This window comes from Rhodococcus sp. IEGM 1379, from assembly GCF_030056815.1.
Taxonomy (GTDB): Bacteria; Actinomycetota; Actinomycetes; order Mycobacteriales; family Mycobacteriaceae; genus Rhodococcus_F.
Genome location: NZ_JASHKR010000032.1, coordinates 1 through 22,267, shown reverse-complemented (window position 1 = coordinate 22,267; position 22,267 = coordinate 1). Strand labels below are relative to the sequence as shown.

Below are 22,267 nucleotides of genomic sequence, written 5' to 3'. Positions count from 1 at the left end.
GATCTGTACAACTCCCTCGCTGAGCGTGGCGAAGATGCAGTCGAGCGCATCCGCAAGCAGCCGGCCGTCGAAGAAGGCATCGCCGCTGCAGAATCCGCACTCGGTGACGTTGTCGAACTGACCGAAGATGCACTCGGCACCGTTGCGCGTCAGACCCGCGCAGTGGGCGAGCAGGCTGCCAAGCTGGCCGGCCGCACCGCCGGACGCATCTCCGACACCGCAGAAGAGGTCGGCGAGAAGATTGCCGACGCCGGCGACGAAGCTGCACTCAAGGTTCTCGACCTCGGTGAGCAGGCAGACGAGGCTTCCAAGGAAGCTGCTGCCCGCGTAACCGCTGCTGCGGCCGACGTTCAGGAACGCGCTACCGCTGCCGCCAAGAAGGCTGCTCCGGCTGCCGCTGCTGCTCCGGCTGCAGCACCGGCCAAGGCTGCTCCGGCTAAGGCTGCTCCGGCCAAAGCTGCTGCCCCGACCAAGGCTGCACCGGCCAAGGCTGCTGCACCGACCAAGAAGCCTTGATTTTCAGCTGAGTTGGTCAGCGTGAAGGCTCCTGCGCTCTCGGGCGTGGGAGCCTTCTGGTCGTAGACGTGCGGAACTGAAACTAGGATGTAGTTGTGATAGCTGTGGATGGCATTATCGGCCTGATCTTTCTCGTACTGAGGGTGCTGGCGTTAGCCGGTGCCGTCTTCGCGATCGTGCATGCCGTTCGGCAGCGTCCGGACGCATTTACCGCGGTCAACAAGCTGACCAAGCCGATCTGGCTGGGTATTCTTGTTGTGTCGGGGTTGGTTCTGCTGGCGTTCGGTCCGGTGCAGATGCTGGGCATCATCGCGGTAGTCGCAGTGTGCGTGTACCTCGTTGACGTTCGTCCCCGCGTGGATGACATCCAGCGGCGTCCGCGCTGGTAGCGCACTTTTTCTTCGTTCGACCCTGACCGCGGCGGTGTATGCGGTGCTACTGTGGGTTAACGGCAGTCACACATAGATTGCCAGCCTTCGTGGGGAGTGAACTGCGATGTCTGTTGAACAGGAACACCGTGAATCTGGACAGCGGGGATCCCGACTCGCCCGAGCCGGTGACCGCCAGGAAACCGCGTCGCGGCTTCTCGCCTCGGCAGCCCGCACATCTTATGACCCGCTGATCGAAATCGACTGGGAAGCTCCTATCTCGGACGATCTCTACGGAATGACACCCGAATGGTGCAGCCTCTACGGCACGCCGATGTGGGACGAGATGACGCAGCAACAACGCATCACCCTTACAATCCATGAAGCAGCGAGCATCGCCGGCACCGGCATCTGGTTCGAGATGATCCTCATGCAGATGCTGATCCGCGACATCTACTTCCACGATCCGTCAACGGCACACGTGCAATTCGCGCTCACCGAAATTGCCGACGAATGCCGCCACTCCACGATGTTCGCCCGTTCAGCTGCAAAATTCGGTGTCCCGTCCTACCGGCCCAAGGCCTGGATCCGCACCGCAGCACGACCCTTCAAAGCAACGGCCACAGGATCATTGGCGTACGGCGGAACACTCTTCGCCGAAGAAATCCTCGACATGATGCAACGCGACTTCATGCGAGACAAGCGAGTTCAGCCACTCACCCGAACCGTCAGCAAAATCCACGTAGTCGAAGAAGCCCGACACATCAGATTTGCACGCGAAGAAACCGTCCGACGCGTAGCTCACGCCACACGGTTCCAGAGAACACGTATCCGCCTCGTGCTCGCCATCACGGCGTACTTCGTGGTCACCAGCCTCGTGAACAAAAACGTTTACGCCGCAGCCGGACTCGACGCCGACGCGGCTGCAAAAGCCGCAAAGAACAATGTTCACTACCACGACATGGTGCGTCGAGGATGCGGGAATACGGTCGAATTTCTCACTGAGGTCGGCCTCATTGGCGGCCCGTCCAAGATCTTGTTGCGCCGCGCGCACATCATCTGACACGCAACATCCGTATCTAACTCTTCAAGAAGCAGTCAGGGGTAAATGCATGTCCAGCAGTTCGCGTACCACCGCCCTCCGGGTATTGGCCGGAGCAGTCGGAGTGGGTGCCGCTGTAGCGGCAGTTGCCGCTATTCGCCATCGGCGTTCCACCCGGGGACTGACGCTTGTCGCCGACGTCGAACCCAATGCGCTCCTGCAGACCCCGACGTTCAAGGCTGATATCAGCGAACTGACCACCGGCGACGGTGCGATCATCAACATTCGCGAGTACGGCCCCGCCGACGGTGACCCGATAGTTTTGAGCCACGGCTGGACTTGCTCCACCGAATTCTGGTACCCGCAGGTCAATGCACTCGCCGGTGAGTACCGCGTCATCACCTACGATCAGCGCGGTCACGGACGCAGCACCGTGGGCACCCTTCCGTTGGGGCCCGATGTACTTGCCGACGACCTCTCCGCAGTCTTGTCAGCCACCGTCCGCGAAGACAAGAAGGCCGTCATCGTCGGGCACAGCATGGGAGGCATGAGCATCATCGCGTGGGCCGGCAAGCATCCTGACGAAGTCAAGAAATATGCTTCGGCCGTCATGCTTGCCAGCACGGCAAGTGATCGTCTGATTGCCGAAACCACCATCATTCCGCTGCCGAATCGCTTTCCGCGGGTACCGGTTCCGGTAGGCCGTGCCATTCTCAGCTCGCCGATGCCACTGATGTCGTCGGGCGCCATGACCAAGGCGATCCAGTACGTCTCGATGTCGCCCAACGCCACCAAGGCCGAAGTTGCGTTCTGCGAGAACATCGTTCGTGAATGCAAGCCCCGCATCCGCGGCGGCTGGGGAGCGGCGCTCAGCGGCCTCGACATTCACGAGGGTCTCGACAACCTCGATGTACCGACCACCGTGCTCGTCGGATCACTGGACCGACTCACCCCACCTGTCCACGCGCGCAAGCTCGCTCAGGTTCTCGAAGACGCCGGCAACCTCGAACAGTTGATCGTGTTGCCGGGCGTCGGGCACATGTCGTCCATCGAGAGCATCGACGAATTTGACCGGGAGATAGTGCGTTTGCGCAATCTCTAACTGAAGACAACGGTCTTGCGGCCGTGTACCAACACACGATCCTCGAGGTGCCACCGCAAACCGCGTGAGAGAACCAGCTTTTCGATATCGCGACCCTGTCGGACCATGTCGGCGGCGACGTCGGCATGGTCCACCCGGATCACGTCCTGCTCGATGATCGGACCGGCATCCAGTTCTGCGGTCACGTAGTGGCAGGTAGCGCCGATCAACTTCACACCCCGGGCAAACGCCTGGTGGTACGGCCGCGCACCGATGAACGACGGCAAGAAGCTGTGATGAATGTTGATTGCGCGGCCGGCCCAGTGCTCACACAGTGACTCCGGCAGTACCTGCATGAAGCGGGCCAGGACAACGGCATCGGGATCATGGGCGTCGACAAGACTGCGAACCTGCTCGAATGCCGGTCCACGGTCAGCCGGATCCTTGGGAAACGGTACGTAGTGGAAGTCGATTCCGTGGCGTTCGGTGACGCTACGCAGGTCCTCGTGGTTGCCGATGACCGCGCTGATTTCAGCGGGAAGTTCTCCGCCCGCAGCGCGACCGAGCAGATCGTGGAGGCAATGGCCTTCCTTGCTCACCAGGAGCACGATCTTCTTGGGTGCTTCCGAATCGTGCAGCGTCCACTCGGTTTCGGGGCCGATCTCGGCTGCAACAGCGGCGAAACGCTCACGCAGTTCTTCGATGCTGATGTTGATCGACGACGCACGAACCGCCTGACGTGTGAAGAACCATCCGGTGTCTGCGTCAGCGTGATACGCGGCTTCGACGATCCACCCACCCACCTCGGTGAGGAAGGTCGAGATGCGCGCGACGATGCCCGTCGTATCGGGGCAGCCGAGGGAGAGAACGTAGCGTCGATCATCTGTCAACGAGGCAGCGGTCATGAGGCATAGTCTCTCAGGTGTCGCGGTGGCGCTCGACGCGTGGTCATGTGCCAAGCTTTCTTTCATGGCTCAAGCTGCGCTCACTCGTTCCCAGGTTGCCGCGATGGTCGACCACACCCTGCTCAAACCCGAAGCCACAGCTTCCGACGTGAACGCCCTGATCGCCGAGGCACAGGAACTGGGAGTGCTCGCGGTGTGTGTTTCGCCGTCGATGCTGCCGATCCGCGCCGAAGGCTTGGTGACCGCCGCTGTGGTGGGATTTCCGTCCGGCAAACATCATTCATTGGTGAAGGGCGCCGAAGCTCGTTTGGCTGTTGATCAAGGTGCTCGCGAAATCGACATGGTCATCGACATCGGCGCGGCAATCGCCGGCGACTACAACGCGGTGCTGGCCGATATTCTGACCGTGCGCGAAGCCATGGGCGAGACTGCCGTGCTGAAGGTGATTCTCGAAACCGCAGCATTGTCCGATGAAGCGATTGTCGAATGCTGCCGTGCCGCAGTGCATGCGGGTGCAAACTTTGTAAAAACTTCCACCGGCTTCCACCCCGCGGGAGGCGCAACTGTGGAAGCAGTGGCGTTGATGGCCAAGACTGTCGGACCCGCCGTGGGAGTCAAAGCCAGCGGCGGAATCCGTACGACGCAGGCAGCACTCGACATGATCGCTGCCGGAGCCACCCGCCTCGGACTGTCGGGAACCCGCGCTGTGCTGGAAGGCTTGCCCGACTAAGTCAGGATTCCACAGCTGTCGGGGGCGGCCGACGCATTCTGCGTTCCATCGGCGACGGGCATTGCGTAGGCGCCGCCCTCCAGTGAAATCTGGATCGCACTGTCAGTGACGGTGAGCTTGGTGGGCTGCATTCCCAGCGGGTAGGTCTGCAAGCTGTCGGTCAATGTCTGGACAACACCGTCGACCAGATCGGTGGGAAGCCCGAAACCCAGAATCTCGGCGCCCACGGTTTGGACGTCGACAACGCCGTTGGTGACCGTCGGCTTGACCGTCAGCTTGGCGAGACCGGCCGGGCCGACGTCGAAGGACAAGGTTCCGGCCGCAGAATCCGTCGTTACGCCGGTGACCAGGCCGCCGAAAGCCTGCTGCTGCAACGTGCTCAGGATGCCGGCGGACGACCACGTGACATCTGCGCTGGAACTACCGATTGTCCCGCTGTTGCCGGCTGAGGGCTGTAGATCGATGTTGTTGACCTTGGCGTGGACCTGCATTCCGGATGCCGGCCCGAACGACGAATCGTCGCTGTCGATGGTGATGTACGGGACCTTCTTGTCGACTGCCTGAAGCAGTACCGGCTTCCAGCTCAGCCCGACGTCGACCTGAGAGCCGAGTTCGCTCTGAAACTGGTCTGCCATACAAGTCTTGACTTGGTTGCGTACGTACAGTTCGCCGCCGACGAGCGCCGCCACGAGCACAGCGATCACGACGAGCAGGACGATGAGCACACGATTGCGCGGGGGTGCGTTGTTCGCTGCGACAGTCATCTCAGGGATTCTTCCCGACGAGTCTGAATGAACTCTGTGAATACACGTATTTGTTCAATGCTGTGATCCGGAACACAGGCTGACGTAGTCTGGCGGGAAGCGTCGTCGACGGTCTTCGGAGGTAGTCATGGCTCCCGATTACGAAGCACTCGAACGGTTAGCGCTGCGGCAATGCGGATTTGTCGCGACAGATCAGGCATCGGCCTTGGGGCTAACCGCGGGCGACGTGAATTCTCTGCTGAGATCAGGTGCTTGGATCTCGGATTGCCCGGGCCTCTTCCGCTTGGATTCGGTCAGGCGTACAGCACTCGATGATTTCGCAAAGTGGTGTACCTGGTTTGCCGGCCGGGCAACTGTCTCGCATTACAGCGCGGCAGAACTCCATGGACTTAGCCATTTGCAGCCGAGATTCCTCCATTTCTCGACGCAAGTGCCAATCTCGGTTCCGGCTCGGCAATTGGCGCTGCACCGGTGCGTTCTCGCCGAATCCGAGTGCGAGCAGATTGGACCCATTCGTATTACGACACCCGTGCGCACAGTTCTCGATCTCGCTGCGGGTGGGATTTCTCAAGAGTTGCTCGACGAGGTGGTCTCGGACGGTGTTGCCATTGGTCGCCTGGATGCCCGTGAGCTCTATCTGTCCTGCGAGAACGCGGCCATCGACGTTGCCGTGAGGGTCGAGTTGGCGCTGGTAGCCAATCGGTCGCTCTGATCCTGAAGGATTTCGTTCGCTCAGCGATCAAAATGCTTCACGATCAGGATGGGTCAGGCATGGGGCAATATCTACAAATCGGAAAAATGGACGTCCATTTGTGTGTTGTCGAGAGGGAACGTCGTTTTATGTCAGCTAGTTCTGTACGTCGTGTTGTCAGTGGTGTGAGTGCCTTTGCAGTTGCTGCCGGGTTTGCGGTGGTTGGTATGGGTGTTGCGAGTGCGACTCCGGGTGACTCGAAGTGGAGCGGTTACGACTATGACTTCACTCGCACTATTGACAATGTGACACCGGTTGTCGGTGACACGGTCACTGTGACAACCGTGTTCAAGCGCACCAGCGCGGTGGAGTCAAGCCCCCCAGCACCAGTTCGACCGTCGTCGTTGCAGAAAAGCCGGCGGACATCACCGATTCGAAGACAAGCGTTTCGGCAGATGACGGCCAGGTTGGTGTTGCACAGTCCATTTCGGCTCAGATCAATCCCGGCAACGCCGGTGGCAATGTCACGTTCAAGGACGGCGACACGGTCATCGGTACGGCAAAAGTTGACGCCAACGGCAATGCAAGTCTGAACTGGACCCCCACGGTAGCGGGACAGCGCACAGTCACGGCTGAATTCTCCGGCAACGGAAACGTTGCAGCCTCCAACGAGTCGATCTCCGTCCAGGTTGTCCCGGCAGCTAACGGCGGAGGCACCGGCAGCTCGACCGGCTCGCTCGGCAGTCTCGGCAACATCTTCGGTTCCTAGTCCGAAGCAGTACTGACAACGCCCCCGCTTCCGGAAATTCTCCGGAGGCGGGGCGCTGTGCCTATCTGTCAGGAGTTGGGTGCCACTACATGCCAGGGCACCGTCAAGATGCAGTCTCGGAGGCGTCGACGGGCCGGCTGGACCGGAATGCCCTGCGCCCGAAGAATTTCCAGCGCCGCGGCCCATCGATGGCGTGGGCCGAATGACGCGTGGGGGGCAGCTGTCGCCCACGCCCGATCAGCGGCGGTGAGGAGTGCGTGGATCGGCTCGCCCGGTACATTGCGGTGAATAAGGGCCTTGGGCAAGCGTTCTGCAATGTCGGAGGGCTTCTCGATGTCGAAAGGATCCCACGCCAAGGTCAGGGTGAGTGGTCGATGAGCGTCGAGAAGTACCCAGGCGCAACGACGCCCGAGTTCGTCGCACGTCCCGTCGAGGATCAGGCCACCGGGCGCCAGGCCGGATTGAATGTGCGACCACGCCGATTCCACTGCGTCTTCCGGGTATTGGCGCAACACGTTGAAGGCGCGGACAAAAACCGGTGACAGACCGGCCAATTCGAATCCGCCTCGTGCGAAGCTGACCCCGTCGCGGCCGGTCACTACACGGGCCGGATCGATTTCGAGGCCGATCACGCGGCGGTCGCGTCGTACCGCGGTAAGGCGGTCCGCCATCTCGAATGTCGTGTCTGGGCGGGCGCCGTAGCCGAGGTCGACGATCAGTGGATCTGCAGCATGCCGCAGCGCACGGCCCACGGATGTGTTGTGCACGATCCAGCGGTCGCTGCGGCGCAGACGGTTGATGCCGGTTGTTCCACGTGTGATGACACCCTCGAGTTTCGGGGGTGGAGCAGTCTTCACCGCGGGTCAGCGGGCGGCGAGCCAGGTCGCGGTGACCTGAGCTTCCGTACGGAACAGATCGACGAGATTGCTGAGCATCAGCTCTTCCAACTTGCCGCCGAGAAACGGGATGTACACCTTGGCTTCCGAGGACGTCCGCAACGTGCAGCCGGTGTCGGTGCCGAACAGCTCCATGGTTCCGGTGAGGCTTCCCGGCCCGGCGGGAATGGACGCCTCGTACGTTCCGGTGACGATCTCACCGAACACGCCGTACGACTCTCGGCGAGTGATGACGAGATCGTTTCGCATCACGGTCTGCGCGAGATCAGGCAGATCTGCGCGGGGCAGGACATGGTGCAGGACGAGATCGATCCCGGAATCGGTGACCTCGAAATGGTCCACACGATTTTCGGAATGCTTGCGCATCTCCTCGACCCGAGCGTCCCAGTATCCGCGGTCGGTCAGTGCTTCGTAGACCTGTTCCGGGGAGTGCTGGTAGCGGGCGGAGTAGTCGATGCGGCGAGCCATGATCGAAAACGATACCGGCTACCTGCTGTTACAGAAAAAACGTACCCCGCCCGCAACCTGCTATTTGGTGATCCACTCCCGTGTGAAGTTCTGCTCGCCCTCGATCAGACGGAGAATTTCTTCGACGATCGCGCTTTCGATCTTGCCGCCGATGATCGGGATCTTGACCTCGACCTCACCGTCGGCGGTCAACGTGCAACCGGTGGCGTCACCGGTAAGCACCTGAGTGCCCTCGACGCGTACGGGAACGCCGTCGATGTGCGCCGAGAAGGTTCCCGTCGCGATGTCTCCGTTGAGCGGGGCGAGGGTCTCGCTGCGCTTGATGACGACGTCACCCTTGATGAAGTTGGAAACCATGGACGGCAAGTGCTCGGCGGGAATGACCTGAGACATGGTCACGGCGACGGTTTCGTCCCGGACAGTCAGTTCGTCGATGGTTGCGCCGGGGCCTCCGACAGCGGCGATACGGTCACGCCAGTACTGCTCGGACGTCACCGCCTCATGGACCTTTGCGGCAGGGACGGTGTACTTCGATGAATGCTCGATGCGACGGCTCACGATTGTGGAGGCTACCGTTTACCGATGTGTGGGACGTAACCATTGGCCAACGCGTCGCAGATTCCGGCGCTTTCGTGTCCGAGAACATTGACCTGTCGGGATTGACGACGCTTCGAGTCGGCGGACCTGCGAGGCTGCTGGCGGAATGCCCGACGACGGATTCGCTGGTCGACGTCGTGCGTCTGCTCGATCGTGAGCGGGTGCCTTCGCTGATCTTGGCGGGCGGCTCGAATCTGGTGATTTCCGACGACGGATTCGACGGCGTCGTGGTCCGTGTGGCGAACACCACGGTGACTCTCGACACCGACCGCGTGACTGCCGAGGCAGGTGCGGTGTGGGACGAGGTTGTCGGTCAATCCGTAGCCGCAGAATTGGGTGGCCTCGAGGCTCTGTCCGGAATCCCCGGTTCGACGGGGGCGACGCCGGTGCAGAATGTCGGCGCTTACGGCGTCGAGGTCGGATCGCAGTTGCGTCGGGTCCAGTTGCTCGATCGTCGCAGCGGTGAGGTGTCCTGGGTCGAACCCGCTGCACTTCAACTGGGCTACCGCTCGAGTGTCCTGAAACATTCGGAAGCCGCGCTGGTCCTGGCCGTCGAATTCGATACGACCCCGGACGGGCTGAGTGCGCCGTTGGCGTACCGCGAACTGTTCACCGCTCTGGATGCGCAAGAAGGTGACCGTGTGCCTGCGTCCCTGGTCCGTGCAGCTGTTCTGGGCTTGCGTTCGGGTAAGGCGATGGTTCTCGACGCCTACGATCACGACACGTGGAGTGCGGGTTCCTTCTTCACCAATCCGGTTGTCGCCGACGATCAACTTCCGCAGGTGCTGGCAGCGATCAGCAGCAAACTCGGGGACGTGGCAGTTCCGCAGTATCCGGGCGTCGGAGGAACCAAGTTGTCGGCAGGTTGGCTGATCGAGCGCGCCGGATTCTCGAAGGGATATCCGGGGGAGGATGCGCCCGCTCGATTGTCGACGCGTCACACCCTGGCCCTGACCAACCGGGGCCATGCGAAGTGCGCTGACATCGTTTTTCTCGCCCGAACTGTCCGGGACGGAGTCGAGGCTGCATTCGGCGTGCTTCTGGAGCCGGAACCGGTAACCGTGGGTTGCCGGATCTGAGCTGAGCCGGAAAAGCGAATGTAGCCTGTTGAGGTGCATCAGCCAGGTAGTAGGAGAAACCGTCCGCGTCTCGCTGCCTTGGTAGCGCTCTTGCTTGTCGCAATGCTGGGCATCGCGGGCTGCACTATCGGCGGAGCCGCAACTGCCGGCAATGCCGATAGTGCCGAACCGACTGAAAAACCTCCGGTCGCGCACGTTACGTCGACACCCGCCGTCGGCACCCAAGATGTCAGCCCGATCGCGCCGGTATCGGTTGCAGTCACCGGAGGGACTCTGGACGAGGTGTCGCTGAGTTCCTCGGCGGGCAAACCCGTCGCAGGGCAACTGTCCCCGGACAAGACGTCGTTCACCGTCAGCGAGGCTCTCGGCTACGGGGCGACGTATTCGTGGTCGGGCTCGGCAACGGGCACCGACGGAAAAACCGTTCGGGTCGACGGCAGTTTCACGACGCTCACCCCAGCTTCCCGGACTGGTGGCACGCTCAACATCGCCGACGGCCAGGAAGTCGGCATCGCCGCACCCATCACCTTGCAGTTCGACGACACCGTTGTCGACAAAGCGGCAGTGGAGAAGGCTCTGGTCGTCACCACTGTTCCGCCCACTCCCGGTTCGTGGGCCTGGCTGCCCGACGACAACGGCGGATCGCGGGCGCATTGGCGTCCGGCCACCTACTGGGTACCCGGAACAACCGTGCATCTCGACGCCAAGCTCTACGGATTGAACTACGGCGGCGGCGCCTACGGAGACCAAGACCTCACACTCGACTTCACTATCGGTCGAAGCCAGATCGTGAAGGCCAACGCGCCCAGCCATCGCATGCAGGTGGTACGCGACGGCCAGACCATCATGGATATTCCGGTCAGTTACGGCGAGGGAAACGAACCCCGAAACGTCACGCGCAGTGGCATCCACATGGTCACCGAGAAGTACGAAGACTTTCTCATGTCCAACCCGCCGTTCTACGAGAACGTCCGCGAACGCTGGGCAGTCCGTATCTCCAACAACGGTGAGTTCATCCACGCGAACCCCGAAACAACCGGAGTTCAGGGCTCGTCGAACGTCACCAACGGCTGCATCAACCTCTCGATGTCCGACGCCCAGGAGTACTTCGGAACCGCCCTGTACGGCGATCCCGTCGAGGTGACCGGGACGTCGATCGAACTTTCCGCAGCCGATGGCGATATTTACGACTGGGCGATCGATCTCCCCACCTGGAAGTCGATGTCCGCGCTCGCCTGAAGCGTGCATCTAATTCTGCCCGGACGGAACCGTCTAATTCAGCCCTGACGGAACCGTCTAATTCAGCCCTGACGGAACCGTCGCAGTCTTCCGTGCGTCTACTGAAGGTAGATGCCGACGGAATCTGGGGGTGGGGTGAAGCGCTTTCGTACATTCAGGTGTGTGGCAGTCGCAGTGTTTGCTGCCTGTCTCTCCGGCTGTTCCGCTTCGGTGGAAGGCACCCCCACTCGCGCTGCGGGGCAGGCCGGTTTGTTCGATCCGTGTGCCGCGGTCCCCGACGAAGCACTGCGTGCTGCGGGGGTGGATCCGGCGGATGAGTCGAAAGATGTCGAGGGAGTGCAACAACCGGGGTGGGAGACGTGCTCGTGGGACGGCGGCGATTTCTACCTGACCGCATTCTCCACCGACCACACCATTGACGAGTTCTGGCTAAAGCCTGATGTCAGGGATATCGAAAACTTCACCTTGAACGGCCGTGACGCTTTTACGTTTCGCTCCGGACTAGCAAATGAATCGCTTACGTGCGGTGTGGTGCTCGCCGTGCCGCAAGGAATCGTCATGATGACCGTGCTGGTGGACTACGGCCTTGACTATGACATTGATGCCTGTGCTTCGGTGCGGTCCCGGGCGCCGTTCATCGAACCTTATCTCCCACGCTGATCACTTCGATCGACAGAAAGGACTTTTGTGTCTGAAGAAAGTGAAGCATCCACGCTGTGGAACGGGTTTGTGCAAGATTCTGCTTCCGGTGTCTTGATCGTTGATCGTCAGGTCGCAAAAGATTGCTCTGCGGCCTGCACGGTGCTTCTCGATGAGTTGATGGCGATACGTCGCAGCGCCCATACACTCACAACTGAGGATGCCTTTGGCGATCTGCAATCCGGCAAAGATCTTCGAGACAAGTTCAACAACAAGGCAATTGGTGATACTGATTCGCTCACGAGTGTCATGGAGAGTCACATCGACGTTGTCACGTTGATGAAGACGGTATCCGAAAATTCGATCAAATCGTACGAACTTCAGGATGCGGAAAATGCGCATTCTATAGCCGGTACGGACAAATAGGCGAAAACGGGGATTGTCGTGGGGTTTCTAAATATCACTGAGGCATTCCAGAACCTTGTTGTGGGGGCGGCGAATTCGTTTGTATCGACTACTGCAACGCTGCAATCAGCGACAGACGATAGTGAGCGGTTCACGCCCGAAGTGACTGAGGCAGCGAAGTTCGGGCAAGACGAACGCGATGAGGCCTGGCGTGTACGTGACGCCTTGACGCCTCAGGTTTCTACCTTGGAATACAGCGAGCACGCGATCATCGAGGATGATCCGTTCGATGCGATGTCCCACGCTGAGATATTTGAGCGGGTCGGCCGAATGGACCCGGCAACTCTGGACGCTATCGGGCAGTCGTGGACTGTTATTGCAGACCGAACTGCGAATGGGGTCAACCAGTTTCAACACGCGATCAGCACGGCGATCGGTGATGGCTGGCAAGGCAAGGGCGGCTCGGCGGCCTTGGCGGCGGTTCTTGCGTATTCCGACAACGGAAATCAACTGAAAACGCGGGTTCAGTTGATTTCCAACAAGGTCAGCGAAGCTCGAATCGCCCTCGACGAGGTCAAACGGTCGATACCTGAACCCGATGGAGCCAGCTGGTTCGAGGGGTTGATCAGTGCAATCCCCGGTGCAACGCGGAATCAAGCGCAGCACGAAGCCGAGGAAGCAGAACGGCGAGCCAGGCAGGTGATGAAGGACGTTTACCTGCCGAATATGAGGCGAGCCGACGACCAAGTGCCGATTCTCCCGGCGGCGTTCAATCCGATCACCGGAGACGGAGGAGTCGGCGGATATCCGGGTAGCGGATCCGGCGGCTCGGGTGGGGGAGCGAATGCGTATTCGCTACCTACCGGAAAGGCCGAAAACGGAGACTTCCGCGAACCGGGTGGGTCGGGGCAGGGAGATGGCGGGTCGGGACAAGATGCTGCGGCGCAGAGATATTCGGATGGAGCGCTCGCCGGTGGTCGGGCAGCTGCGGGTGGAGACGCATTTGAAGGTGCACCGCAAGATGATTCGAATGTCGGTGGAAATTCTGGGGACACTGATCGCGCGGGTGCCGTGAATCCGGATGGTCCAGCCGGGACAACAGCAGCGTCTGCCGGCAGTCCGAACCTGCTCGCCGGCGCAAATCCAGCGGGCATTAGCGGTACGCCACATTCGAACGCCTTCGGTGCGGGCGTCGGGGCATCTCCACCGGCCGGCGCAGGGTCAGGTTCACCGGGCGGTTCCGGGTGGGGCGCCGGTGGTGGTGCTCTCGGATCCGGAGGCGGTGGGGGCGCTCTTGCGGGAGGCGGACGCGTCGCAGTCGGCGGACTGGGCAGCAACGGAAGCGGGGGCGGTGGAGTTGGCGGTAGCGGGGGCAGCAACGCCAACGGACGGAGTCCGGCAATGGGCGGCATGGGCGGAATGGCCGCTGGGCGAGGTCAAGGCAAAGATGACGATGACACCCACCAGACACCCGGCTACTTGATCAACCTCGACAACGGAAACACGTTGATCGGCGATCTGCCCATGGTCACACCGTCGGTTCTCGGCCAATGAGTCTGTCGCAGTGGCAATTCAGTGGACTCGAGTTTCAACTGCTCTGGGACGCGGTGGGTCGAGACAGGCTTCCGCATCCACTGAGGTTTCATCCACACGCAGAGACAATGACGGATCTTACGCAGCAGCGACAACATGCAAGTGAACGTCTCATCGCCGTGTTGGACGAGCGTTTGCACCGAGCTCTCGAAGCTCTTGTGGAACCGAATGTGCGAGTGGAGGTGTGCGGACTGACCGGGCAGGATGTGACGCGAGCTCATGGCGTTGTAGTCGGCGGCATCGGAGTGCTGGCAGTTCAATTGCCGGGTCGGCAGATCGATATCGGTTCGGACGTGACGTTGTCTGTGGGGCGGGCGTCCGAACTGCCACGGATGATCGTGGGCGCACTCCCTCAGTGCGCTGCGGGAACCGGGCGTTGGATCTCGGTGAGACAACCGAGCAACCTTCCCGGCCACCGGATAATGAATAGTGCGGGTGATCCACGGGTGGCCGAAGAACTGAAGCGATTCTTCGGCCGCCCGAGAACGTCGGTCGGCGAAATTGCTACCTATCCTGGGATTGCTGTCGATGCTCGTCCCACCGACGACGGGATTGCTTTTCACTGGTGTGACTACGCCGCGGACGGCAGATACATCGTGGAAAACGGTGAAACGATCAGTGCCCGAGCAGCTTCGGGCGCCGACATTGTGGAGCAGATATCGAGCGGCATCGCTGAGGTGGCGAGGAGAGTCGTGCCGGCTAGGTGGTAGTGCGGTGGAAGCGTCCGGCACCCGCCTGATCGCGGGGCCGAACCACAATCTGATCCAAGTTCACGTGTGACGGACGCGCCGCGACAAACCCGATGATGTCGGCGATGTCCTGCGCGAGCAGCGGCGTGATGCCTTCGTACACCTTGTCGGCTTTCTCCTGGTCGCCTTCGAACCGGACCAGGGAGAACTCGGTCTCGACGGCGCCGGGAGCAATCTCGGTCAAACGAACCGGCTTGCCCAGTAGTTCGCCGCGCAAGGTCCGGTGCAGTACTGCCTGAGCGTGCTTCGCGGTGGTGTATCCCGAACCGTTGTCATACGCCTCCAGCGCAGCGATCGACGTGATGGTGACTATCAGTCCGTCGCCGGATTCGATCAGCTTGGGCAGCAATGCCTTTGTGACGCGCAGTGTGCCCAGCACGTTTGTTTCCCACATCCAGCGCCAGTCGTCGAGATCTGCGTCCATGACCGTTGCGAGTCCCTTGGCGCCGCCCGCATTGTTGACCAGGACGTCCACCCTCGGCAGGACCGCGGCAAAAGCGTCGACGGAATCCTCGTCGGTGACGTCGAGTTCGAGGGCGGTACCGCCGATCTCTTCGGCGATCTTTTCCAGACGATCGAGGCGACGAGCCCCGATCACGACATGAAATCCCGCAGCAGCGAGCGTGCGGGCAGTGGCCTCGCCGATTCCGGAACTAGCTCCGGTGACAACAGCGACACGGGCATCGGAAGAAAGGGTCATGACGCAATCGTAGAGCTAGTCGGACGCATACTCTGCCTCTCGTTCGATGGATTCGATGTGACGAGCCGGAACCCGGACGGCACCGGGGGTGTAGGTGACGGCCCGTAGTGCGCCGCTGTATCGGAAGGCGCCACGGCGGGTCCGCAGGTCCCAGGACACCGGGCCGCGTGCATCGACACCAACCGAGATTCCGGTCCACGGAGCCATACCGACAAGTTGTACCTGCTCTCTCAGTTGACCGGCAAAGATACCGTCGACGCTCACGGCGAGATTCCAGCGCAATCGCGGTGCGACGGTCACCGCGACGTCGATACGGGTGCTTCCTACGGCGAGCGGGCCGGTGTCGGCGATCCGGTAGGCGCCGAACGCGTTGTAGCCGAGATGTAGGTGGCCGTCTTCCACATACAGGATGTATCCACCCTGCGGATCGCCGTGAGCGACCAGGACTCCGGCGTCGCCGTCTTGATATCCGTCGAGTTCGACGGTGATGTCGAAGTTGCGGAAGCTGATGAGGCGGGACGAGCGATAGCGTTCGAGGGTCGGTGTGCCCGCCAGGATTCGTACCGGATGCGAGAGTGCGGACTCTTCCGGTCTGCGGACAGCTCCGACGCCGTTGCCCAACAACGGAAAGACGGTGTTGGCCCAGGCCGAGTTGTCCCAGGCGTCGGAGAGTTCGCGGACCTTGCCGGGGAACCGCGCGGCGAGGTCCGCGAGCTCGGTAGGGTCGGCGGTGACGTCGAAAAGCTGCCAGTTCGGCTCGTCGATGTTTTCGGGAGCGAGCGCCAGAAGTTTCCAGCCATCCTTGTAATGCCCACGGCTGCCGGTCATTTCGGTGTACTGCTCGGTGTGCGTACTCGCTGCGACGGGTGACCGCAGAATGTCAGCGGCGGAGACGCCGTCGAACTCTTTGGCAGGCAATCCGTTACGCACGCTCGGCACCTCGATTCCGGCGAGGTCGAGGAGGGTCGGGGCAAGGTCGGTGACGTAGGCGAACTGATTCCGAATGCCGTTGTCGTCGGAAGGTGTGTCGAGTCCGGCCGGCCAGGACAAAACAAAGGGCACTCGGACGCCCCCGGCAAACGACTGGCCCTTGTAGAACCGGAACGGGGTGTTGGATGTCTGGCCCCACCCGCGCGGATAGTGGACGCCCAATTGAGGGCCACCGATCAACGACTCGTCGTGGGGGACGTCGCCGACCCAGTCGGGATCTTGGACGTGAGCGAATTGTGCGAAGTAGCTTCGAGTTCCGTCGGACCCACCCTCGGCGGTGCCGCCGTTGTCGGAGGTGAAGACGATGATGGTGTTATCCAATTCGCCGAGTTCTTCGAGGGTTTCGACGATGCGGCCGACGCTCTGGTCTACCGAATCCACCATCCCGGCATAGACCTCCATGTAGCGGGCGAATCGTGACTGTTGCTCGGATGTCAGTGAATCCCATTCGGGCACATCGAAACCGGGTTCGGAATTGCGCGGCGCTTGCTTGGTTCCTTCGGGGAAGAGCCCGGCCGCGAGTTGAGCGGCAAAGCGGGACTGTCGAATTCGGTCCCAGCCCTCGTTGTAGCGGCCACGGTACTTGGCCTGGTCTTCGGGCTTGGCCTGCAACGGTCCGTGCATGGCGACGTGAGCGAAATAGAGGAAGAACGGTTTCTCGGCGTCGTGCGCTCGGAGGTCTTTGATGTAGCTGACAGCCTTGTCGGTCAGATCGTCTGTGAGGTAGTAGTTCTCGGGGTATTCATCGACATCGACTACGGAGTTGTCGGAGATCAGCTGGTTGGGGTGGTAGAACGAGTTGAGGCCTTCCAGTGATCCGTAGTAGCGGTCGAATCCGCGCTGCGTCGGCCAGGAATCGCGGCTGCGGCCGGGCGCGAGGTTGGCATCGCGTACCAGGTGCCACTTCCCGACAGCGTAAGTCGCATAGCCGGATTCGCGGAGAATCTCGGGAAGGGTCAGGATGTCGTCGCCCAGTTCGAGTCGTAGGCCCGGATACCCGGGATCCGCATTGGCAACAAATCCATATCCCGCTCGGTGCGGATTGATTCCGGTCAACAATGCCGCGCGAGAAGGGGAGCACAAAGGTGTCGTGTGATAGTTGGTGAGCCGAACTCCTTGTGCTGCAAGCCGGTCCAGGGTGGGGGTTTCGATCTCCGATCCGAAGGGGCCGATATCGCTGTAACCCATGTCGTCGATCAAGATGACAACGATGTTGGGGGACTTCGGATGAAGTGTCGGTGTGTGCGGCCAGGACGGTGTGGAGTCGACCGCGGTTCGGCCTACCCGGCCGCCGAACCCTTCGTAGCCGCGTGAATGTGGTGGGGGAGTGGAATCTCTGCCGGTCATGGATGCACTCAAACACGCTTGATTCAGCCCGGCCAGAGTTGCAGTCACTGTGATCGCTAGCGCACCCGGTTTGTGAAAACAGAGGAAGCTGCTATTTTTGGACCTATGTCGACCGACCAGCCTGCCGCTTTGCGGGTCACCTATGTGACCGCTGCGTTGGGGTCGCGTCTGCCGCTGGCACGCGAACTGTGTTGTTGCCGCCGTTCTTTCTGCAGCTAATTTCTGCGCCTTTTTGTCCGTCATTTTCCTTCTATCAGCATAAATGCTGGTTGTTGACGGCCTGAGATGTGCGCTAACTTCCGCCTTCTGCAAGGGACAGCCATGTCGACCCCCACACTTTCCGCCGTTCACCTTCGACCACGAACCATTCTTTCCGGACCCCGGCCTCAGGTTGTTGCGCCTGAACTGCGCATAGCCGACGGTCCTGCGGCAACGGTCCTGCGTATTGCTCGACTCCGCGGGCCGATCTCACGGGACATCGCGACCAAGGCCTCGGGGTTGAGCATTGCGACAGTCAATCGGCAGGTCACCAGTCTGCTCGAACTTGGAGTGGTTCGGGAACGTGCCGACTTGACGACTGCGGGCGCGATCGGACGTCCCAAGGTTCCCTTCGAGGTGAACCACGAGCCGTATCTGACCATCGGGATCCATATCGGTGCTGCGGTCACCAGCATCATCGCGAGTGACATTCGTGGCCGGGTGCTCGGTGCCGTTGAAATCCCCACTCCGACCACCAATTCTTCTGTTGCACTTGCCACTATCGCTCGATCGGCAAAGTCGTTCGCCTCGCGGTGGCACAAGCGTCGGCCGCTCGCCGTGGGAGTCGCGATCGGTGGCCGAGTTGACTCCGCCACCGGAGTGGTCGATCACCCCCGGCTGGGGTGGAAGGGTGCGAAGGTCGGCTCGGTCATCGGCGCGGGCTTGGGCCTACCGGTTTCTGTTGCCGCGCATGTCGAGGCCATGGCTGCATCAGAGTTGCTGCTGAGCGCCGACCGCGCCGAGGTTCCCGCCGCCGGCACCACTGCCCTGTACTTCTATGCGCGCGAAACAACAGGAATTGCTATCACTTTCGAAGGACGCGTACACACACCGTCCAGCGGGCCCGGTTCGATAGCCCACCTCCCGACGGGTTCGTCTGCTCAGTGCATCTGCGGTTCGGTGGGCTGCTTGGAAGCCACTATCAGCGATCGAGCCGTTGTCACCGAGGCACTTTCGAGGGGTGTGGTTATCCAGGGCAGTGAACGGGTTACCATCGCGGACGTGTACGCGGCAGCATCAGCCGGTTCGGTTCCAGCGCATGAGTTATTGGTCGAACGCGCCCGAGTGCTCGGACGAACCGTGGCACTCCTGCGTGACCTGTTCAATCCGGATCGTGTGATCCTGGGCGGCCAGGCCTTTACCGATTACGCGGCCGGAGCGCCGTACGTCGCCGAAGCATTTTCGTCCGCATCGTCATTGGAGCGCAAGGATATTCGCATCACCGGTTTCGGTAATCGGGTCCAGGAATATGCGTCGACGGTGGTGTCGTTGAGTTCACTGTTCGCAGATCCGGCGGCGGCTATGCGTCGGGCGGCGGTTATCTGAGCAGGCTAGGTTCAGAGTTCCGGTCGATCGAGGACCCGCAACCAGGTTCCGTCGGACTGGCGGCGCGCCACCTGAGTGCGTCCGCCGGTGCCGTCGGCAGGTTTTGTGGAAGTGAGTGCGAGGTCTCCGCTGATGACCGTCGGTAGCGACTCCTCGACGGTGAATACCGGTGCAGCTGTAAGCATCTGCGAGATCACTTCGCGGATGGCGGTACGTCCGATTGTGCGGGAACCCGGTGGGAAGGCTAGTACCGCGTCTTCCTCGTAGAGTCCGGCCACGGCGTCCGCGTCGCCGGCGTTGGCGTACTCGACAAACAGGCGGGCAAGGGCTTCGGGGGTCTTTGCTGTCGTGGTCATCTCTCCATCGTGCTGGGCGCGCAGCGATAAGTCCAAGATCTAGTTTGTCTGGTAGCTAGAATTATTTGTTATGGAACTGAGGCAGCTCGAGTACTTCGTCACGGTGGTCGAGGAAGCGAACTTCACGCGCGCAGCCGAGAGATTGCACGTGGCTCAACCAGGCGTGAGTGCGCAGATCAAGCGGTTGGAGCGTGAACTCGGCCAGGAACTACTCGACCGCAGCGGTCGGACCGTATCCATGACCGAGGCAGGACGTGCGGTGCTGCCTCATGCCCTCGCCGCCCTCGCTTCTGTTCAAAGCGCCCGCGACGTCGTGGACGCCTTGACCGGGTTGGTTCGGGGATCGGTTTCTGTCGGAATGGTGACTGCATGCGCCTCGACTGATCTGACAGACCTGTTGAGTCGGCTGCACCAGAAATATCCGGGCTTGGATATCTCTCTGTCGGAAGATGATTCGCGCAACCTTCTGGCCGGTGTGTTGGACGGAACCTTCGACATCGCAGTGATCGGCATAGCCGGAGATCTACCCGAAGGTCTCGAGTCCCGCGTGATCACGGATGAACGACTGGTGGCCGGTGTTGCCGCGAATCATGAACTTGCACAGTCATCCAGCCTGTCATTTACGGAACTCGAAACCCGGCCGGTGATTTGCCTGCCGAAGGGGACTGGGATCAGAACGTGCCTCGATGCTGCCTGCGACGCAGTTGGTGTGACACCAACTGTTTCACTCGAAGCGAGCAATTTGGGGATCATCGTCTCACTTGCCGCACAAGGTCTGGGATTGGCAGTGCTTCCCGAATCTGCGGTGGGGCAATTGCATCGAATAGATCTCGAGCCCGAAGCGCGCTCGCGACTGGAGTTGGTGTGGTGCGTTGTCGGCGGTAAGAACCCTGCGGCGTCGGCGCTTATCAATCTGGCGCGAGACGCTGCCGAACCTGTCCGGCAAACAGAGGACAGACAACGGTGATGTGACGTTTCATACTCGAATCGGGGCCCGGTCTGTGGCTCGAAATCGAAGAGGAGCATATGTGATGCGAACTGTGAACAAAATGGTTGTCGGGGCACTTTCGCTGGGGATCGCATTGTCCGCGGGTATTGGATCCGCAAGCGCGAGCGGGACTAATCAACTCGACGCTGCATCGCCGCGCAACAACACCGTTACCTTCACATTCACGAACACTGCTCGAGATGTCACTAGCTGTACGGCGTACGGAAATGGCGTTGTCTACTTCCAGACGGACAATGTTCGAATCGCTCCGGAGAGCACCGTGAAGGTGACGATGGCTGACGTTCCGGCTGGAAACTACTCGATCGGCTGGAGCTGTAGATCCTTTGCGCAGGAAAAGCATTACGTGACTGTGGCCGGCACGGCGACGCCGTCGGCCAACCCGCACGTCGTACCCAATGACGCATTGCCCACTGCGAACCTGTCGGCAAGTATGCCTTCGTTCATCACGATGTTCGGTTCGTAATTTCGTCCGTGAGTGCTCATCGATCTGGCGCGAGTTGCTCCCGCCGAGTGACTTCGGCCTGGGCCCGTTCCAGACCGCCGTGCTCCAAGGCAGCGAGGTGTGACGTATCGGTCCAGACCAGGGCGCCGTACTTACGCACCGTCACCGTCATGGTTCCGCCGAGATGCTCGAGGGCTCCGGGAATATTGCGGCGTTCCGCGGGCAGTGGAACCGGAAGGATATGGGCGGCCGACAGGGGAGCGCTGCCTTCGATCTCGACACTCCAGATGCGATTGTGCCCACGCAGTGACCAGCGGTCGTCGGAGACAACGGCATCGACCGGTGACGTGACCGGGTTGCCGAGTCGGAACACAGTCCCGTCGGGTAGCGCGACGACAACTGCTGTGACTTCGGTATGGAATGGTCCGGCGCTGATCTGCCCTCCGGCGAAGGCGACACAGGCGGTGGGATCGGCGAATCCCTGGGCTTGACCCCACCACCAGGATTCGGGGAAACCGCCTTTGCCCCAATTTTTCTCGCCATACACCTGCGCTCCGGTGAGATCCCACACTTGACCGTCCAAGACGGCGCTGCCCTCGGCGCGGCCACCGAGAAGCCACGGGTGCCAATACTGATTGAGAGCGGGAACGGACTGGAAGTAGCTCGAACCACCGAAGCGTCGACGGGGCCAGAATCGCGGCTCGGTGATCCGCACATCCAGCTGCGCGTTCCCGAAGTCTGCTTGGACATGATCTGCGCTGCCGCGAAAAGCGTTGTCCGCGTAAGCGCCCAGCGTGTCGGAATCTGCTTCTCCGCTGGGATGCTCGACTGCGCACAGGAATCCGCCGGGATGCGCTCCGACGCCGAGCGTCGACCAGTGGCCGTCGGAGGCCCGATTGATTCCGGCCAGTGCGATTACGACGCGGTTGCTCTCGGGCAGCGTGAAACGCCAGAAATAGCCCTCCATCGCAACGTCATGTGAAGCAAGGAGATTGCCGTACGGCACGGTGGCGCCGGAGGATCGGTACCCGGGAATGTTCACGGCCCCATCACAGCCTGTGATGCGGTGACCTGGGCGACCAGGCGTCCCTCGTCGTCACGAAGTTCCGTCACCACGGCAATGGTGCTGCGGCCCGCATGGAGTGGCCGGGCGGTCGCGGTGACAGTGCCCTTACGGACGCCACGGGTGAAGACGGTCGAAGAACTGGTCGTGGACGTACTGGCACCGGCTGGCAAGTTCAGGAATGCACAGACGGCGCCGACGCTGTCTGCCAGCGTCATCAAGGCGCCGCCGTGCATTCCGTTGCC

At 61.2% G+C, this 22,267-nt stretch carries 25 protein-coding genes and 1 pseudogene; 16 read left to right on the top strand and 10 right to left on the bottom strand.

Annotated features, from left to right (window positions below; all coding sequences use genetic code 11):
- From QM600_RS17570 to QM600_RS17555, 4 genes and pseudogenes are all read left to right on the top strand, one after another.
- Nucleotides 1–516: pseudogene (locus tag QM600_RS17570) on the top strand (heparin-binding hemagglutinin); the annotation flags it as partial.
- A 95-nt stretch (nt 517–611) separates the two neighbouring features.
- Complete coding sequence (locus QM600_RS17565) at nt 612–905, top strand: DUF2516 family protein (RefSeq protein WP_283262772.1); 294 nt, start codon at nt 612–614, stop codon at nt 903–905.
- 106 nt (nt 906–1,011) lie between these two features.
- Entirely contained in the window at nt 1,012–1,947 is a 936-nt protein-coding gene (locus QM600_RS17560; protein WP_283262771.1) for an AurF N-oxygenase family protein, read from the top strand.
- A 49-nt stretch (nt 1,948–1,996) separates the two neighbouring features.
- A complete protein-coding gene (locus QM600_RS17555) occupies nt 1,997–3,028 on the top strand; it encodes an alpha/beta fold hydrolase (RefSeq protein WP_283262770.1) in 1,032 nt (343 codons plus the stop codon).
- Here QM600_RS17555 and purU read toward each other — a convergent pair.
- Nucleotides 3,025–3,912, bottom strand: coding sequence for a formyltetrahydrofolate deformylase (gene purU, locus QM600_RS17550; RefSeq protein ID WP_283262769.1), 888 nt, complete (start codon nt 3,910–3,912; stop codon nt 3,025–3,027). The two genes, QM600_RS17555 and purU, sit on opposite strands and share 4 nt — an antisense overlap.
- A gap of 64 nt (nt 3,913–3,976) precedes the next feature.
- On the opposite strand from purU, the gene deoC reads away from it, so the two are divergent.
- Nucleotides 3,977–4,642 carry a deoxyribose-phosphate aldolase gene (gene deoC, locus QM600_RS17545; RefSeq protein ID WP_283262768.1) on the top strand — a complete coding sequence of 222 codons (666 nt, stop codon included), beginning with the start codon at nt 3,977–3,979 and terminating at the stop codon, nt 4,640–4,642.
- Here the strand turns inward: deoC and QM600_RS17540 are convergent.
- Nucleotides 4,639–5,406: an LmeA family phospholipid-binding protein gene (locus QM600_RS17540; RefSeq protein ID WP_283262766.1), complete on the bottom strand. Its 768-nt coding sequence runs from the start codon at nt 5,404–5,406 to the stop codon at nt 4,639–4,641. The genes deoC and QM600_RS17540 overlap by 4 nt on opposite strands.
- A 127-nt stretch (nt 5,407–5,533) precedes the next feature.
- On the opposite strand from QM600_RS17540, the gene QM600_RS17535 reads away from it, so the two are divergent.
- Together QM600_RS17535 and QM600_RS17530 are read left to right on the top strand one after the other, a co-directional pair.
- Nucleotides 5,534–6,118, top strand: coding sequence for a type IV toxin-antitoxin system AbiEi family antitoxin domain-containing protein (locus QM600_RS17535; protein WP_283262765.1), 585 nt, complete (start codon nt 5,534–5,536; stop codon nt 6,116–6,118).
- A 403-nt stretch (nt 6,119–6,521) separates the two neighbouring features.
- On the top strand, nt 6,522–6,866 hold the full coding sequence (locus QM600_RS17530) for an Ig-like domain-containing protein (RefSeq protein ID WP_349307275.1): 345 nt from the start codon (nt 6,522–6,524) through the stop codon (nt 6,864–6,866).
- A gap of 68 nt (nt 6,867–6,934) precedes the next feature.
- On the opposite strand, the gene QM600_RS17525 is transcribed toward QM600_RS17530, so the two are convergent.
- The 3 genes from QM600_RS17525 to QM600_RS17515 are packed head-to-tail and all read right to left on the bottom strand — an operon-like array spanning nt 6,935 to nt 8,788.
- Nucleotides 6,935–7,723, bottom strand: coding sequence for a class I SAM-dependent methyltransferase (locus tag QM600_RS17525; protein ID WP_283262763.1), 789 nt, complete (start codon nt 7,721–7,723; stop codon nt 6,935–6,937).
- Nucleotides 7,724–7,729: 6 nt separating this feature from the next.
- Nucleotides 7,730–8,230, bottom strand: a complete 501-nt coding sequence (locus QM600_RS17520; RefSeq protein WP_283262761.1) for a DUF2505 domain-containing protein — start codon at nt 8,228–8,230, stop codon at nt 7,730–7,732.
- A 60-nt stretch (nt 8,231–8,290) separates the two neighbouring features.
- A complete protein-coding gene (locus QM600_RS17515; RefSeq protein WP_283262760.1) occupies nt 8,291–8,788 on the bottom strand; it encodes a DUF2505 domain-containing protein in 498 nt (165 codons plus the stop codon).
- A gap of 26 nt (nt 8,789–8,814) precedes the next feature.
- Between QM600_RS17515 and QM600_RS17510 the strand changes: the two genes are divergently transcribed.
- The 6 genes from QM600_RS17510 (at nt 8,815) to QM600_RS17485 (ending at nt 14,492) form a co-directional block, all read left to right on the top strand.
- The gene (locus tag QM600_RS17510; protein ID WP_283262759.1) at nt 8,815–9,906 is read left to right on the top strand and encodes a UDP-N-acetylmuramate dehydrogenase; all 1,092 of its coding nucleotides are present in this window, start codon (nt 8,815–8,817) and stop codon (nt 9,904–9,906) included.
- Between the two features lie 33 nt (nt 9,907–9,939).
- A complete protein-coding gene (locus tag QM600_RS17505) occupies nt 9,940–11,145 on the top strand; it encodes a L,D-transpeptidase (protein WP_283262758.1) in 1,206 nt (401 codons plus the stop codon).
- A 162-nt stretch (nt 11,146–11,307) separates the two neighbouring features.
- Nucleotides 11,308–11,805 carry a DUF3558 domain-containing protein gene (locus QM600_RS17500; RefSeq protein WP_283262757.1) on the top strand — a complete coding sequence of 166 codons (498 nt, stop codon included), beginning with the start codon at nt 11,308–11,310 and terminating at the stop codon, nt 11,803–11,805.
- Nucleotides 11,806–11,832: 27 nt separating this feature from the next.
- Complete coding sequence (locus tag QM600_RS17495) at nt 11,833–12,210, top strand: hypothetical protein (RefSeq protein ID WP_283262756.1); 378 nt, start codon at nt 11,833–11,835, stop codon at nt 12,208–12,210.
- A 141-nt stretch (nt 12,211–12,351) separates the two neighbouring features.
- Complete coding sequence (locus QM600_RS17490; RefSeq protein ID WP_283262755.1) at nt 12,352–13,743, top strand: hypothetical protein; 1,392 nt, start codon at nt 12,352–12,354, stop codon at nt 13,741–13,743.
- Nucleotides 13,740–14,492: an ESX secretion-associated protein EspG gene (locus tag QM600_RS17485; protein ID WP_283262754.1), complete on the top strand. Its 753-nt coding sequence runs from the start codon at nt 13,740–13,742 to the stop codon at nt 14,490–14,492. The genes QM600_RS17490 and QM600_RS17485 overlap by 4 nt, the downstream gene beginning before the upstream one ends.
- Here QM600_RS17485 and QM600_RS17480 read toward each other — a convergent pair.
- A complete protein-coding gene (locus QM600_RS17480) occupies nt 14,482–15,231 on the bottom strand; it encodes an SDR family NAD(P)-dependent oxidoreductase (protein WP_094271706.1) in 750 nt (249 codons plus the stop codon). The two genes, QM600_RS17485 and QM600_RS17480, sit on opposite strands and share 11 nt — an antisense overlap.
- A gap of 15 nt (nt 15,232–15,246) precedes the next feature.
- A complete protein-coding gene (locus QM600_RS17475) occupies nt 15,247–17,568 on the bottom strand; it encodes an arylsulfatase (RefSeq protein WP_283262753.1) in 2,322 nt (773 codons plus the stop codon).
- 321 nt (nt 17,569–17,889) lie between these two features.
- On the opposite strand from QM600_RS17475, the gene QM600_RS17470 reads away from it, so the two are divergent.
- Entirely contained in the window at nt 17,890–19,152 is a 1,263-nt protein-coding gene (locus QM600_RS17470) for an ROK family protein (protein WP_283262752.1), read from the top strand.
- An 11-nt stretch (nt 19,153–19,163) separates the two neighbouring features.
- Here QM600_RS17470 and QM600_RS17465 read toward each other — a convergent pair whose 3' ends face one another.
- Nucleotides 19,164–19,508: a YybH family protein gene (locus QM600_RS17465; RefSeq protein WP_283262751.1), complete on the bottom strand. Its 345-nt coding sequence runs from the start codon at nt 19,506–19,508 to the stop codon at nt 19,164–19,166.
- Between the two features lie 70 nt (nt 19,509–19,578).
- Here QM600_RS17465 and QM600_RS17460 point away from each other — a divergent pair, with 70 nt between their 5' ends.
- Both QM600_RS17460 and QM600_RS17455 read left to right on the top strand, forming a co-directional pair.
- Nucleotides 19,579–20,475 carry a LysR family transcriptional regulator gene (locus QM600_RS17460; RefSeq protein ID WP_283262750.1) on the top strand — a complete coding sequence of 299 codons (897 nt, stop codon included), beginning with the start codon at nt 19,579–19,581 and terminating at the stop codon, nt 20,473–20,475.
- Nucleotides 20,476–20,539: 64 nt separating this feature from the next.
- On the top strand, nt 20,540–20,980 hold the full coding sequence (locus QM600_RS17455) for a hypothetical protein (RefSeq protein ID WP_283262749.1): 441 nt from the start codon (nt 20,540–20,542) through the stop codon (nt 20,978–20,980).
- A 16-nt stretch (nt 20,981–20,996) separates the two neighbouring features.
- Here QM600_RS17455 and QM600_RS17450 read toward each other — a convergent pair whose 3' ends face one another.
- Together QM600_RS17450 and QM600_RS17445 are read right to left on the bottom strand one after the other, a co-directional pair.
- Complete coding sequence (locus QM600_RS17450; protein WP_283262748.1) at nt 20,997–22,001, bottom strand: tocopherol cyclase family protein; 1,005 nt, start codon at nt 21,999–22,001, stop codon at nt 20,997–20,999.
- On the bottom strand, nt 21,998–22,267 hold a 270-nt coding region (locus tag QM600_RS17445), incomplete at its 5' end, for a PaaI family thioesterase (protein WP_283262747.1). The genes QM600_RS17445 and QM600_RS17450, both read right to left, overlap by 4 nt.